General features: G+C 47.1%; 11 protein-coding genes and 2 pseudogenes. 9 read left to right on the top strand and 4 right to left on the bottom strand.

Translation table 11 applies throughout. From position 1 onward, the window contains the following. Positions 1-82 precede the first annotated feature (82 nt). Positions 83-2,437, top strand: a complete 2,355-nt coding sequence (locus HYN46_RS01620; RefSeq protein ID WP_114897812.1) for a TonB-dependent receptor — start codon at positions 83-85, stop codon at positions 2,435-2,437. Between the two features lie 92 nt (positions 2,438-2,529). Here the strand turns inward: HYN46_RS01620 and HYN46_RS01625 are convergent. Beyond that, positions 2,530-3,840, bottom strand: a pseudogene (locus HYN46_RS01625) (acetyl-CoA C-acetyltransferase); the annotation flags it as partial. Between the two features lie 130 nt (positions 3,841-3,970). On the opposite strand from HYN46_RS01625, the gene HYN46_RS01630 reads away from it, so the two are divergent. Further along, positions 3,971-4,549 (top strand): TetR/AcrR family transcriptional regulator, encoded by a 579-nt coding sequence (locus HYN46_RS01630; protein ID WP_114897814.1) that lies wholly within the window; start codon positions 3,971-3,973, stop codon positions 4,547-4,549. Positions 4,550-4,580: 31 nt separating this feature from the next. Here HYN46_RS01630 and HYN46_RS01635 read toward each other — a convergent pair whose 3' ends face one another. Beyond that, a complete protein-coding gene (locus HYN46_RS01635; RefSeq protein ID WP_114897815.1) occupies positions 4,581-4,961 on the bottom strand; it encodes a cysteine-rich CWC family protein in 381 nt (126 codons plus the stop codon). Positions 4,962-5,046: 85 nt separating this feature from the next. Continuing rightward, a complete protein-coding gene (locus HYN46_RS01640; RefSeq protein WP_114897816.1) occupies positions 5,047-5,826 on the bottom strand; it encodes a Dph6-related ATP pyrophosphatase in 780 nt (259 codons plus the stop codon). 212 nt (positions 5,827-6,038) lie between these two features. Here HYN46_RS01640 and murJ point away from each other — a divergent pair, with 212 nt between their 5' ends. The 6 genes and pseudogenes from murJ to HYN46_RS01670 all read left to right on the top strand — a co-directional run bounded on the left by murJ (position 6,039) and on the right by HYN46_RS01670 (position 13,243). Next, on the top strand, positions 6,039-7,586 hold the full coding sequence (gene murJ / locus HYN46_RS01645) for a murein biosynthesis integral membrane protein MurJ (RefSeq protein ID WP_114897817.1): 1,548 nt from the start codon (positions 6,039-6,041) through the stop codon (positions 7,584-7,586). A 125-nt stretch (positions 7,587-7,711) separates the two neighbouring features. After that, positions 7,712-8,716: pseudogene (gene ribF / locus HYN46_RS01650) on the top strand (riboflavin biosynthesis protein RibF); the annotation flags it as partial. A gap of 172 nt (positions 8,717-8,888) precedes the next feature. After that, a complete protein-coding gene (gene ileS / locus HYN46_RS01655; protein ID WP_114897819.1) occupies positions 8,889-11,753 on the top strand; it encodes an isoleucine--tRNA ligase in 2,865 nt (954 codons plus the stop codon). Beyond that, positions 11,746-12,279, top strand: coding sequence for a signal peptidase II (gene lspA, locus HYN46_RS01660; protein ID WP_114897820.1), 534 nt, complete (start codon positions 11,746-11,748; stop codon positions 12,277-12,279). The genes ileS and lspA overlap by 8 nt, the downstream gene beginning before the upstream one ends. A 1-nt stretch (position 12,280) precedes the next feature. Next, the gene (fkpB, locus tag HYN46_RS01665; RefSeq protein ID WP_407640784.1) at positions 12,281-12,775 is read left to right on the top strand and encodes an FKBP-type peptidyl-prolyl cis-trans isomerase; all 495 of its coding nucleotides are present in this window, start codon (positions 12,281-12,283) and stop codon (positions 12,773-12,775) included. A gap of 87 nt (positions 12,776-12,862) precedes the next feature. After that, positions 12,863-13,243, top strand: coding sequence for a hypothetical protein (locus HYN46_RS01670; protein WP_114897822.1), 381 nt, complete (start codon positions 12,863-12,865; stop codon positions 13,241-13,243). Positions 13,244-13,425: 182 nt separating this feature from the next. On the opposite strand, the gene HYN46_RS01675 is transcribed toward HYN46_RS01670, so the two are convergent. Beyond that, positions 13,426-13,698: a hypothetical protein gene (locus tag HYN46_RS01675; protein ID WP_114897823.1), complete on the bottom strand. Its 273-nt coding sequence runs from the start codon at positions 13,696-13,698 to the stop codon at positions 13,426-13,428. Positions 13,699-14,080: 382 nt separating this feature from the next. On the opposite strand from HYN46_RS01675, the gene HYN46_RS01680 reads away from it, so the two are divergent. Then, the gene (locus HYN46_RS01680) at positions 14,081-14,560 is read left to right on the top strand and encodes a hypothetical protein (protein ID WP_114900518.1); all 480 of its coding nucleotides are present in this window, start codon (positions 14,081-14,083) and stop codon (positions 14,558-14,560) included. Positions 14,561-14,655: the final 95 nt, after the last annotated feature.

The raw sequence follows: 14,655 nt of genomic DNA on the forward strand, positions 1-14,655 counted from the left end.
CGCTTTGCATTGATGATTGTCAGTGCAAGCGTTCTACGCATTCAGCTTTTTATTCATCTAGTTTTTATCAGGAATAGAATCTATGCGTCATTTGACTCAACAGGTTCGTTTTAAACGAACCGCTTTGGCCTTTGCTTGTGCTGCAACGTCATTGGCCGTGCATGCCGAAGCCACCCCAGAGGCAGAAATGGCCACTATCGTCGTCAAGGGCAAGTCCCCTGTGGCTGACAAAACCAACCAGTTCCCTGCCACGACCGCCAGTATCACGGCGAAACAAGCCGCCGCAACGATCAATGTGGTTAATACGGAAGATGCACTTAAATATTTGCCTGATGTCTTGGTGCGTAAACGCTATATCGGTGACACTAATGCACCGCTCGCAACGCGTACAACCGGGGTGAATGGCAGTGCGCGCAGTTTGATTTTTGCCGATGGCGTGTTGCTGTCTACATTGGTGAATAACAATAACGGCAATGGCTCACCGCAGTGGTTTATGGTTGCGCCTGAAGAGATTAGTCGGATTGACCTGATGTATGGTCCATATTCTGCCGCCTACGCGGGTAACTCTTATGGCGCGGTCGCTGAAATCACCACGCGCATGCCTGATCACTTCGAAGCCAGTGCAACAATTCGTGGCACGTCGCAGCGTTACGCCCAGTATGGAACCAAAGATGAATATCCCGCGCAGCAGTACAGTGTCTTCTTAGGCGACCGCGTTGGAGATTTTTCTTGGGTATTTAGCGCCAATCATCTAGAAAGTGATAGTCAGCCAATCACCTTTGGCAGCATTGCACAGTCAACGACTAAGGCTGGTGCTAACCTTCCAGTGATTAGTGGCGCGATTGCTGATCAAAACCGTACGGGCGGTGCAATACAGTATCTGGGTGCGGGCAATATCAATCATACCGTGCAGGATAACTTCAAGCTCAAGCTGGGCTATGATTTTAGCCCGACATTGAGCGCGAACTATATGATTGGCTATTGGCAAAATGATGCCAATGCAACAGCGCGTTCATATCTGACTGACAGTGCAGGAAATCCTTATTACGGCGCATCTACGGGGCAAGTCAATATGGGTGGATATGCCTACAGTGCCAGCGGAATTGCAGGCCAATTTGCCAGTAATTCAGTGGAACAGCAGCGTTTAATGCAGAGCTTGAGTGTGAAGAGCCATAATTCTGGACCTTTCAATTGGGAACTGGTGGCCAGTAATTTTAGATATCTTGAAGACCTTACGCGCACCTCAACGGGGATTTATCCTGCTGCACAGTATGGCGGTGCAGGGCGTATTGCCGATGCCAAAGGCACAGGTTGGACGACCTTGGATCTGAAGGGACGCTTGCAAGCGCCCACTGAGGCATTGGTTGCCCATGATTTTAGTTTTGGGGTGCATGGGGATTGGTATCAATTATCTAGCCCTACTTTTACCACCAATAATTGGTCAGCGGGTAACCCAACCAGTCTCTATAGCGATGCACGCGGTAAAACACAAACGCGTGCGCTGTGGTTGCAGGATGTCTGGCAGTTGACGCCCGTCTTGAAGGCGACATTGGGTGGGCGCTATGAACAATGGCAGGCGAATGATGGCTTTAACTATGCGGTCACTAGTAATGGCAAAGGTTTTCCGATCAATCAGCCCAAGGTCGAAAAATCAGGATTCTCGCCCAAAGCCTCATTCGCATGGACTGCAAATGATTTATGGACTGTAACCGGTTCGATCGGCAAGGCTCTGCGTTTTCCAACAGTCGGCGAGCTTTATCAGAGTGTACAGACGGGGGCGACGTTCTCACAGCCAAACCCTTATCTAAAGCCTGAGAGCGTTCTATCGGATGAGCTGGCTTTTGAGCGTAAAACCACAGAGAGCAAGCTGCGTATCTCTTTGTTTGAAGAACGTGTATCCGATGCGCTCATTTCTCAAACATCAATGATTGCCGGTGTGACAAACCCCGTCTCCTTTACTCAGAATGTTGATAAAACCCGTCAGCGTGGTATCGAGCTATTTGCGCAACACGACAATGTTTTGGTTCAAGGATTGGAGTTGTCTGGTAACGTGACCTATGTCAATGCCAAGATACTGGCTAATGATAGCTACGTGCCGACGATTGCTGGCGCAACGTCCGTGGGCAAGCATACGCCTTATGTGCCTGACTGGCGGGCAACGTTGGTTGCGACGTATCGACCCAACCCCCTCTGGGCGTTTACTCTTGCGGGACGCTATAGCGGCAAGCAATATGCAACGGTGGATAATACCGATACTAATCCTGAAACCTATCAAGGTTTTCAGAGCTTCTTTGTGATGGATGCGCGGGTGAATTACAATTTTGCCAAGCATTGGAGTGCGGCTGTTGGGGTAGACAACCTGAATAATGAGCGTTACTTTTTATTCCATCCATTTACAGAGCGCACGTTCTTTGGCGAGCTGAAATACACTTATTGATAGTGTAGAGCTGTTTAATTGATGAAATAAGGGCTTGATATCAAGCCCTTATTTCATTTGAGTTTTGTAGCACATCTTACGTCAGAGTCAAACTAGCCTTCTATAATTGCGGTGACGCCAAGGCCGCCGGCGGTGCACATGGAGATCAATGTGCGTCCTGATTGACCCGTTTTGGCACGGTGTTCAGCAAGATTCTTTGCGGCCGTAGCAAGGATACGCGCACCTGTTGCGGCGAAAGGATGCCCCAATCCGACGGATCCACCTTTTACATTCAGTTTGCTTCGATCAATCGCGCCTAACGCGGCTTTTAAGCCCAGTGTATTTTTGCAGTATTCACTGCTCTCCCATGCGGCTAGAGTACACAGGACTTGGCCTGCGAAGGCCTCATGGATCTCATAAAAATCAAAATCCTGTAAGGTTAAACCATTACGCGCCAGTAAACGGGGTACTGCATGTGCGGGTGCCATGAGCAGACCTTCAGGATGGGGACCAAAGAAGTCTACTGCAGCACTTTCCGCATCGATCAACCAGGCTTGGGGCTCAAAGCCATGAGCTTTGGCCCAGCTTTCAGAAGAGAGCAATACTGCTGCTGCACCATCAGTAAGGGGAGTCGAGTTGCCTGCCGTTAATGTACCTTGACCTGAGGTCTTATCAAAAGCAGGTTTCAGTTTCGCCAGTTTTTCGGCGGAGGTATCTGCACGGAGATTGTTATCGCGATTGAGTCCTTGAAACGGCATGATCAAGTCATCGTAGAAGCCTTCTTGGTAAGCTTTTGCGCCATTCAGATGGCTGGCCAGTGCGAGTTCATCTTGTGCCTCACGCGTGATCTTCCAGCGTTTGACCATCAGTTCGCAATGCTCACCCATGGAAAGCCCTGTGCGGCGTTCGTTAATGTTGGGAATAGACGGTGCAAACATATCGGGGCGAATTTCGGTGATCACACCAAAGCGTTCTGATCGTGTCTTACTGCGATTAAATTTCAGTAGTAACTGACGCAATTTCTCATTCAATGCGACAGGGGCATCTGAGGATGAGTCAACACCCCCTGCAATACCGACTTCAATTTGACCCAGCGCAATTTTATTGCCCACGCTGATCGTTGTTTGTAGCGATGTGGCACAGGCCTGTTGCACATCATAAGCGGGGGTACTTGGGGATAGACCACTATCCAATGCTGCTTCCCGGCTGATGTTTGCATCTCGGGAGTGTTTGAGTACGGCACCAGCAGCAACTTCACCAAGGCGTTCACCTTCAAGCTTAAATTTATTGACCACACCTTTGAGTGCAGCGGTCAGCATTTCTGTATTGCTGGTGTTGACATAGTTGGTATTTTGCCGGGCAAAAGGAATGCGGGAACCACCAAGAATTGCAACGCGCTGTAGGGTTTTCATGGATTTCTCCTGTGACCAGAATAGATATTGTATAAATGAAATTGCTTTAAGTTACACTTTTAAATTACGATCATCATTTATTTTTATATATTACGCTTGTCATGTATAATGTCAAGCATACTCAAAAATAATGGTGAACAGGATGAAAGTCAGTAAAGTTCAAGCAGAACAAAATCGTGAGCGCGTACTGGACGTTGCAGCAAAATTATTCCGTGAGCGTGGTTTTGATGGTATTGGTGTTGCCGAACTGATGAAAAATGCGGGTTTGACCCATGGCGGGTTCTATGGTCAGTTTGACTCCAAAGAAGAGCTAATGGCCGAGGCCAGCGATCGTGCGTTTCAAGAGACCATTGGCAACTGGCATAAGATCGCAGCGTTTGCGGAGCAACGTGAGGCAGGGAGTGCACTGAAGGTGATAACGCGGGCTTATCTGTCAAAAAAACATTGTGCAGAACCGGGTGCGGGATGTGTCATGGCGACACTCGGTATCGACGCCTCGCGCCAAGGCACGACAATCCGTCATAAATTGACGCAAGGGTTCCGGTCGCTGGTTGATCTTTTCGCAGGTTTGGTTAGTCATGAATCAGAAGCGGTTAAACGCGAAAAATCTCTGGCCATTGTTGCCAGTTTGGTTGGTGCGATGGTCATCGCCCGTGCAGTGGATGATGAAGCCCTGTCAGAAGAGGTACTGCAAGCGGTATCTAAATCGATATTGTCTTAAAAAAGACAGTGGGGCAAGACGAAGTGCCTTTTTAAGATGCTTTGACGTTGGCATGCCCATATGGACAATTACGGCACGAATTACCACAGCAATCTCCACGCTTGAGCAGATACCAGCGTGAGAGTACCCAGTTACCATTTTCAATGGTGTAGTCCAAACCTTCGATCAGTGGTTGATCTTTTAGAGCCGTTGCTGCAGCAGGGGCAAATAGATGAACCTTGCGATCATCAATGGTCTGTTCGATCCGTGTTTTGATGATAGCTGTGAGGCAAGTCGGGCACAGGCAGTCGCTCACTTCCGTCTCTGGGTCTGGATAGCGCAGTATTTTAGGATAATCCATACACCAGCACGGCTCATTATTCAGTGCTGAACAACCGAAGCTGGCTTGGCATCGCTGGCAGGTTTTATTCATCAGGAACTGCTCAAAGAAAAGGGATACAGTAAAAATCTAAAGCGAGTAGCGCATGATCAAACCAAATAGTCAGGTATATTGTAGCTTAAGTTGGTAATGTTTCTAAGTCACAAAACCAAAACCCTTTGGTTTCAACGGGGGAGATGCATTCGTATTGGTCAGAACTTGAATTGTCTAGATCATTATTTTGACTGCTAATCGGCATAGGTGTTGGCAGAGGTCGATAGATCACTTCACCACGTACGAATCCGATCGATTGTTTGAAGATAGGCCCAGCAAAACAAAAAGTATGGTATTCGCCATTCTCCCCGCAAGGATCAACATGTGGAGGCAAATCTTGAATAAATTGCGTGTCGATCTCACGTCCTGCCCAAGACTCGTTAAGGTACCCATCATTGATACAACAGGTGACGGTCTGGAAGCCTTGAGTCACAAACTCTTGGATAAGCTGTGTTGTATTGGATTGCCAGAGTGGAAACTCGGCAATTAAACCGACTTTGGCGAGTTGGCGTTCACGATATTCACGCAGGTCTTGCAGGAAAATATCACCAAAAATAACATGGGTCACGCCAATTGCTTTGGCATGATTTAGTGCGCTTGTCATTTGCTCTTCGTATTCTTGGTTGCTGCCTATGCTGACCCAGACTTTAATCAGGGGCAAACCTATGGCATCCGCTTGAGCATCCAGTAATTCCTCCCGTACACCGTGCATAGAGATACGCTTAAACTCAGCATTGAGTGTTGTCAGTAAAGCGACGACTTCAAAATCTTGCCTAGCGCGGTGCAACGCCATGGCGGAATCTTTGCCGCCACTCCAGCACATCAGGGCTTTGGGTTTCTGAGAATGTATTTTTGTCGTGGTCATAATTGGAGAGACTCTAAGGAGGTCATCATCATAATGGGCTACATGTTGCAAAGCTATGCATCAACGATTAATGCCTGATCTATAGGTTTAAATCGTTGCGGTTATGTCACGAAAGTCTATTTTTTATAAAATCTTTGTGTGGATTAGTGCAATCCATTTGTCTAAATCCTCTACAATAGCGCTCTTTTTTGCTAGAAGTGTTGAGGCATAGCATGGCGCGATCGTTGTGGCGTTCCACCTTTATTGTCAGTGCAATGACAATGCTGTCGCGTATCTTGGGTTTAGTCCGCGATATGGTTTTGCTCAATGTCTTTGGTGCAGGCGGTGTGATGGATGCCTTTTTGGTGGCGTTCAAAATTCCCAATTTCCTGCGCAGACTTTTTGCAGAAGGGGCGTTTTCCCAAGCGTTTGTGCCCGTTTTATCTGAATATAAAACCACCAGAACACATGAAGAAGTCCAAATTCTGATCAGTCGGGCATCGGGTTCGCTCATGCTCATCTTGGGTGTGCTAACCACCTTTGCTGTTGTCGCGTCTCCCTTAGTGATTTTTATTTTTGCCCCAGGCTTTCATGGTCAGGAAGTCAAATTTCAGTTAGCTGTTGAGCTACTGCGCCTGACATTTCCATATTTGTTACTCATTTCCATGACCGCTTTCGCGGGGAGTGTTTTGAACAGCTATGGCTCTTTTGCTACGGCTTCGTTTGCCCCCGTCTTGCTGAATGTGACGATGATTGCTGCCGCGTGGTGGCTTGCACCGCTGATGAGCGTGCCTGTCATGGCATTGGGTTGGGGGGTGATGGCTGCAGGCTTTATCCAGCTTGCAATCCAGATTCCGGAACTCTGGAAGAAAAAACTGCTGATTCCACCCAAAGTTGACTTTAAACACGAAGGCGTCGTGCGGATTTTGAAGCTGATGCTACCGGCCCTCTTTGGTGTGTCTGTGGTGCAGATCAATTTATTGCTAGACACGGTGTTGGCATCTTTTATGAAAGAAGGCTCCGTGTCGTGGCTCTATACCGCAGAGCGGATGACAGAATTGCCATTGGGTTTGATTGGTATTGCGATTGCGACTGTTATTTTGCCCTCACTTTCTGCGATTCATGCCGAAAAAGATCATGATCGCTTCAAACGTATGCTGGATTGGGCCACTCAAGTCATTGCACTGGTCGGGATACCTGCCAGTCTTGCCATGATTCTACTCGCAGAACCTATGATTCAAGCCTTATTTCAGCATGGTCGCTTTGGACAGGCTGATGTCGATATGACCGTCTGGGCACTGCGGGGTCTGTCTGGTGGTATTTTGGCGTTTATGCTGATCAAAATTTTTGCACCGGGCTTTTATGCCCGCCAAGATACCAAGACGCCAGTCAAGATTGGTTTGATTGCGGTGGTTGCCAATATGGTGTTTAACCTCATTTTGGTCGGCATTTTCCATTTGTTGCAATGGCCGTTGCATGCGGCGCTGTCCCTCGCGAGCACAGCATCGGCTTTCTTAAACGCAGGGTTGCTCTATCGTGCATTGGCACGAGATGGCGTCTATCGTATTGAGTCGCATTGGAAAGTGATTGGTTTCCGTTATCTCTGCGGGAATGTCTTGATGGCGGTTGTTTTGGTTGGTGGCTTGCAGTTCTATCAGCATGATGCCCCGCAGTTACAGCGCATTGCCGAATTGGCGTCATTATGTTTGTTGGGCGCAACCGCTTACGGCGTCGGTTTGTTACTGACTGGATTTAGACCGAGTCAGATTCGGCACCATTGATTAAAGATGAATTGATTCATGTGTTTTAGGCAGTGTGTACTTAGGCGTGCAAGGTTGGGTAGCAGACGACAGCGCACAAATCTGGCACACTATACATATTCTTTATTGCTGATTATTTATCGCGCATGAAACTGCTTCGTTTACACAGCTTGCCCCATGATTGTGTGTTGCCGCCGCTTGCGGTCACGATTGGTAATTTTGATGGCGTACATTTAGGTCATCAAGCGATGATCCAAACGTTGAAAGATACAGCAAAGGAATTGGGTCTCAAGACGCTCGTCATGTTGTTCGAGCCTCAACCCCAAGAGTTTTTTCGCGGTGAAGAAGCGCCTGCGCGGATTACGTCATGGCGTGAGAAAGTTGAAATCCTGAAGTCGCTTGATGTGGATTACGTGCTTCTGGTGCGATTTGATCAGTCGTTTCGCTCATTGACGGCACAAGCCTTTGCCGATTTGCTCAAAAACCGTCTCAATGCACGTGAACTCGTGATTGGTGATGACTTCCGTTTTGGCTGTGATCGGGCTGGCGATGTGGCGTTTTTGAAGGATTATGGCTTTCCCGTTGCGGTTTTACCGACGATCTTGGTGGATGGTGCAAGGGTTAGTTCGACGCGTATTCGAGAGTTACTGGCCAGCGGTGATTTTGTGGCTGCTGCTCGTTTATTGGGGCGTCCGTATCGCATTACTGGGCGGGTGCAATACGGGGATCAGATTGGTCGAACCATTGATTTCCCAACGGCTAATGTCGCTTTGAATCGTTTGACACCGTGCTTGCATGGTATTTATGCCGTGCAAATGGAGTTGGCTGATGGCACCAGTCTCTTTGATCTGACTGGTGGACAAGCTATTCCTGCTTATGCAGCCGGAAGTGTGTTTGGGGCAGGGCATGTGGGAACCCGTCCTGCGATCAAAGACCAGAGCAAAAAGACTTGGCGTCTAGAAGTGTTTTTACCGCATACCGCACATCCAGAGAAGTTGTCTGTAGATTTGTATGGTTTACGGGTGAGCGTGACATTTTTGCACTTCTTGCACGGTGAGTTGAACTATCCTTCACTGGAAGCACTGCAAACGGGTATTCAGAGTGATGTGAAGCAATTGATGGATTATCGGCAGTCAAATCGCGTATTTCCGATTGAGATAACGGATTTGCACGTGGTAGTCGATGATGCGGATATTGAAAAAATTAATATTGAAAAGATGGTTTTGAAGTAATACATCCCTCATATAGGGAACAAGAGATTGAGTGATTTAAAACATTGAACTGCAAATTAACTGCTAATTTTTAATTGGATCGTAGAACCTGATGAGTGATCGTAAAGACGACAAAGTTGATTCTAAAACTGACTATAAAGATACGCTGAACCTGCCAGATACGCCATTTGCGATGCAAGCTAAACTTGCGACCCGTGAAGTGCAGTGGCTTGCGGATTGGCAAGCTGATGGCCTATATGAGCAAGTCCGTGCTGCACGTGCGGGCAAGCCAAAGTATATGCTGCATGATGGCCCACCTTATGCAAATGGCCAGATTCACTTGGGTCATGCGGTCAATAAAGTTCTAAAAGATATCATTATCAAAAGTAAAACCTTGTCGGGCTTTGATGCGCCGTATGTTCCCGGCTGGGACTGTCACGGCTTGCCGATCGAGCAAAAAGTGGAAGAAAAAGTCGGCAAAGTCGGTGTCAAAGTCGATGCGACTAAGTTCCGCGAGTTGTGCCGTGAATACGCCGCAAGCCAAGTTGAGCTACAAAAGAAAGACTTTGAACGTCTGGGTGTGTTGGGGGACTGGAATAACCCTTACCTCACTATGAACTTTAAGCAAGAAGCCAACACCGTTCGTGCACTCGGTAAAATTGTTGAAGCGGGCCATGTGCAACCCGGTCTCAAGCCAGTGAACTGGTGTTTAGATTGTGGTTCATCCTTGGCTGAAGCAGAAGTTGAATATCAAGACAAAAAATCTGATGCCATTGACGTCGGCTTCGGTGTGGTTGATCTCGCTGATTTGTCGAAACGTATCCATGTTGAGGTCAAAACTCCTGTTGAAGTGGTGATCTGGACCACGACACCATGGACACTGCCTGCCAACCAAGCCGTGGCGCTGAATGCCGATCTGGATTATCAATTGGTTGAAGTTGAGTCCGAAGCGAGCACTATCGCTTTGATTCTGGCTGCGAAACTGTCCGGTGAAGCGACTGAGCGTTATGGACTCAAAGATCCTAAAGTTCTGGCAACCTTCAAAGGTGCCGTGCTGGAACATTTAACGCTGCAGCATCCATTGATCGTTGAGCGTCAGGTACCTGTGATTTTGGGTGAGCATGTCATGGATTCCAGTGGTACGGGTGCTGTGCATACTGCACCGGGCCATGGTGTGGACGACTATAAGGTCGGTCTGCAATACAACCTAAAAGTTGAAAATCCGGTAAGTGGTAGCGGTGTCTATTTGCCTGAGGCCGCTGTGTTTGCTGGTCAGCATATCTATAAAGCCAATCCACAAATCATCGAACAACTAAAGTCGGATCGTAAGCTCTGGGCGCATGTTGCGATTACCCATAGTTACCCACACTGCTGGCGCCATAAAACACCGATTATCTTCCGTGCCACACCACAGTGGTTTATCAGCATGGAGAAACAAAATCTGCGCGCTGAAGCTATGGATGCGATCAAACAGGTCACTTGGATTCCCGATTGGGGTCAAAACCGGATTGAGGCGATGATTGATGGTCGTCCAGACTGGTGCATCTCGCGTCAGCGCACATGGGGCGTGCCAATCCCGTTCTTTATCCATAAGGACACGGGCGCATTACATCCAGATACTGAACAACTGATCGACAAAGTTGCTGACCTGATCGAGCAGGGCGGTGTGGACGCATGGTTTAAAGCAGACGCTGCGGATTTGATTGGTGCGGATGCTGCACACTACAACAAAGCAACCGACACCCTCGATGTCTGGTTTGACTCGGGTGTGACGCACTATTGCGTCCTCAAACAGCGTCCTGAATTGTCATTCCCGGCTGATCTATACCTCGAAGGTTCAGATCAACATCGCGGCTGGTTCCAGACATCGCTGTTGACGGGTCTGGCGATCGACAATACTGCACCGTTTAAGAAAGTACTGACCCATGGTTTTGTGGTTGATGTAAACGGCCGCAAAATGTCGAAGTCACTGGGTAATATCATTGCCCCTCAAGATGTGATCAAAGACATTGGCGCAGATGGTGTGCGTTTCTGGATCGCATCCAGTGACTATCGCTACGAGATGACTGCAGGTAAAGAAATTTTTAATCGGACTACCGATGGCTATCGTCGTATCCGCAATACCTTGCGCTTCTTACTGGCTAACTTGAATGGCTTTAATCCAGCAACGGATTTGGTGCCTGTGGAAAACATGATTGCGTTGGATCAGTTTATTTTGACCCGTGCAGCAGCAGTGCAAAATAGCATCCAAGCGGCTTATGATGAAATGAGCTTCCATGTGGTATGTAGTCAGATGGTCGCGTTCTGTACCAGTGATCTGGGTGGTTTTTACCTTGATATCATCAAAGATCGTCAATACACCACCAAGTCGGATTCACTGGCGCGCCGTTCAGCGCAAACGGCGCTGTATCACTTGGTCAATGCCTTTGTACGCTGGATGAGCCCAATCCTGACCTTCACTGCCCAAGAAGCATGGCCATTGATCCCGCAAAATGCGAATCAACCAGCGGACAAATATGTCTTTACTACAACGTGGTATGACATTCCTGTTGCCGAGAAGCAAGTAAATGCAGAGACTATAAGTGATGCGGAGTGGCTCACGATTTTGGATGTGAAGTCTGCAATCAATAAACTGATTGAAAATGCACGTAATGCCAAAACTGTGGGTGCGAATCTCTCTGCTAAAGTACAGATCTGGGCAGAGCCGCACATCTACCAAGTGCTTGCTAAGCTGAAAGACGAGTTACGCTTCGTGCTGATCGTCAGTGATGTCGAGCTAAATCATAATGGTGTTGGGGAAGGCGAAGCGACAGAACTCAGTGGCTTACATGCCTATGTGACTGCGGCAGAAGGCGTGAAATGCGCACGCTGCTGGCATGTCCGCACCGATGTGGGTAGCAGTCCTAAACATCCAGATCTGTGTGTGCGCTGTGTCGAAAACGTCGATGGTAGCGGTGAGGTACGTCACTATGCTTAAGCTTATTCAATCCTTCCGTCGTGAGAACCTCGTCTGGCTTGGACTCAGCGTACTGGCGATTTTGCTGGATCAATGGACCAAGCATATCGCTTCAACGCACCTGACCTATGGTGAGGCACAGCCAGTATTCCCCAGTCTAGATTGGACCTTACTGCATAACCATGGCGCAGCGTTTAGCTTCTTATCCGATGCCGGTGGTTGGCAGCGTTATTTGTTTACGGGCCTTGCAATCATTGTTTCAGTCCTTTTCATCGGCTGGCTGTTGCGCTTGCCACGTGATACCAAAATATTGGCGACAGGCATAGCCTTGGTGCTTGGTGGTGCGATTGGCAATCTAATTGATCGCATGTCATTGGGCTATGTGGTAGATTTTATTAGTGTTTACTATAATGGTCATTATTTCCCTTCCTTCAATCTTGCGGATAGCGCGATTACGCTGGGAACCATTTTTTTAATTATTGATATGTTGTTCTTGGACAAGATTCGTCAGAGCAAAAAGGATCAGACAAGCAATGACTCAAAATAACATCACCACCTTTACCAATCCCAACGAAGACACTCGGATTGCGCAAGGTTCGCAAGTGGCATTGCATTTTTCTGTATCGCTTGAAAACGGTATTGAAATTGACAACACCCGCAGCTATCCAGAGCCAGTCAGCTTGGTAATCGGTGATGGTAATTTGCTAGAAGGGTTTGAGAAGGCATTGCTCGGACTGCGTGCGGGTGATCGCCGTACGGTGCATTTGCCACCTGAAGATGCTTTTGGTCCATGGAATCCAGAAAACGTTCAGTCGTTTGATACGGTTCAGTTCGTTAAAGCCGGCGATACAACGCCTGAGATTGGCACGATGATGGAATTTCAGGATAAAGGCGGCGGTACGCTTGCAGGCGTGGTTAAGGCAGTCAATGACGACAAAGTTGAAGTGGATTTCAATCACCCGCTGGCAGGGCGTAATGTGGTGTTTGAAGTGGAGATTGCGAAAGTGACTCCGGCCGGTGTGAGTGGCGTGAAGTTGGGATGATCCCAGTATTTAAAGATTTTTCCTCTCTGTAAAGAGCCTGTTCATTGAGCGGGCTGCTGCTTCTTCATAAATGTGCAGTCTTAAATTATGACCACCACCATCTTCACCGAACTCAGATTCTGGCTACTCATTATTTTCTCACTGGTTATCCCATTTGGAATCTACGGGATATTGCTTGTCAAGAGAGCCATTTCACGCCATGCAGTGCTGATATTAGGTTTTGTGTTAGTGGTCATTGCAGGGATCGATGTTTATTTGCTGCGTAGCCTTGCAGCCCTTGCTAAGCATACGGTATCGTTAATGGATGATGCTGTATTTGTCTCAGAGATCTCTATAGCGCTGTATATATTGCCGGCTTTGTTTGCTGGAATCGGCATTAATATGATTTCGCATATCCTGATTAGTCATTTGGTAAAAGCCGAGCAACGATTCAAGGATGAACATCCAAAGGATGAGTGGTCAGAATGATTGTTTTAAATCTTCTAAAATGATTCAAAGACCAGGCTTCTTCCTCTGAGGGAGAAGTTCTCGATTAGTAGGTTTCATCAAGATGAAATATTTTTGTTCTTATAATAAGGTATGACACAGATCATCTGTAAAGCATCAAAATGCTGGATAGGTCTGATGATCGTGTGACGTGACAGGACTGATCAATGTCTTTTGGACAGTTGCTTCTTGGCTTCGTCCATATTTTTCCAGTGTTTTGGCGTATGTCCATAAAAAAAGACATTGCTCATCACCAAAATAAAATAGGCATTGAGTACGACAGAGATGCTGAGCTCAAGCGAATACTCATCCAAGAGACTTAAGATGTCGTCGGAGAGCGCAAAACACGATCCTAATGCAAAGATGCCAGCCACAACCCTAAGCATCCAATTGATATGTTCTTGATACCATTGCATTGGAAATTCTAGCTTTTTCATGGGCTTATTCTCCCAAGTTGTTATATAAGTTTGCACGATAAGTCGATCAAAAAAAATAATAACCCAATCCGCTCTGTAAAACTACTGGATAAAGTGACAATCCATCGTGGGCAGTATTGCTTGCGCTATAAGATGCTCTTTATAAGAAGAAAAATTCTTATCGATTTTATCGATGATATTCGGCTTAAGCAGAGTATTTTTTGCTCTGGTATATTCAATACTCGCCTCAATATAATAAAAAGAGACTATAAAACTGCAATCCAAGAGGGGTGACGAATCGTCACTGTGGAAGAAAATGCAGAAAAATCAAAGGAAAATGTTAGCTGTGGTTTTTCTTAAGATAACGCCATTGTTATCTGTCTTTTTGTTCATCTCTTGTACCATGACTAAGCAGCCAAGCTATGTTGATGCTGCCGTGGTACCGCTCAGTGACTTGAATATTGTCCGTACAGAAATTCCTGACATATTGATGGAAGCGTCAAAACAACCCTATAAAATCCCTAATGACCTGAGTTGCGCTACTTTGGATACCGATATTCATGCGCTAAATCGAGTTCTCGGATCAGACTATGATGTGCCCAAGTCGAGCGAGCATGACTGGATTGATCAAGGTATGGATGAGGCTGGGTCTAGAGCTGTAGGGGCTCTACGTAGAACGACAGAAGGGGTTGTGCCCTTTAGAAGTTGGGTGCGGAAGCTGACTGGAGCTGAGCGTTATTCCAAGAAGATAGCATCCACGATTGCCGCAGGTATCACGCGCCGGGCATTTTTAAAGGGTGTACGGGTTTCGATGATGTGTCCGCTGACTATCCCACAGATCCCTTATCGGCAGTTGAACTTGAATCAGGTGCAACTAAACTAAGCGGCTATCGAGAAAATAAAAAACCACGATCTCAAGTTAATGAAATCGTGGCTCAAAATGAAATAATATGTTGTTATTGTTTCATTTTTATTGTT

The sequence above is a fragment of the Aquirhabdus parva genome (assembly GCF_003351745.1).
GTDB classification, from domain to species: domain Bacteria; phylum Pseudomonadota; class Gammaproteobacteria; order Pseudomonadales; family Moraxellaceae; genus Aquirhabdus; species Aquirhabdus parva.

Coding starts and splice junctions, on each gene's coding strand:
- HYN46_RS01620 (WP_114897812.1), top strand. CDS start 83: ATGCGTCATTTGACTCAACAGGTTCGTTTTAAACGAACCGCTTTGGCC.
- HYN46_RS01630 (WP_114897814.1), top strand. CDS start 3,971: ATGAAAGTCAGTAAAGTTCAAGCAGAACAAAATCGTGAGCGCGTACTG.
- HYN46_RS01635 (WP_114897815.1), bottom strand. CDS start 4,961: ATGAATAAAACCTGCCAGCGATGCCAAGCCAGCTTCGGTTGTTCAGCA.
- HYN46_RS01640 (WP_114897816.1), bottom strand. CDS start 5,826: ATGACCACGACAAAAATACATTCTCAGAAACCCAAAGCCCTGATGTGC.
- murJ (WP_114897817.1), top strand. CDS start 6,039: ATGGCGCGATCGTTGTGGCGTTCCACCTTTATTGTCAGTGCAATGACA.
- ileS (WP_114897819.1), top strand. CDS start 8,889: ATGAGTGATCGTAAAGACGACAAAGTTGATTCTAAAACTGACTATAAA.
- lspA (WP_114897820.1), top strand. CDS start 11,746: ATGCTTAAGCTTATTCAATCCTTCCGTCGTGAGAACCTCGTCTGGCTT.
- HYN46_RS01670 (WP_114897822.1), top strand. CDS start 12,863: ATGACCACCACCATCTTCACCGAACTCAGATTCTGGCTACTCATTATT.
- HYN46_RS01675 (WP_114897823.1), bottom strand. CDS start 13,698: ATGAAAAAGCTAGAATTTCCAATGCAATGGTATCAAGAACATATCAAT.
- HYN46_RS01680 (WP_114900518.1), top strand. CDS start 14,081: ATGACTAAGCAGCCAAGCTATGTTGATGCTGCCGTGGTACCGCTCAGT.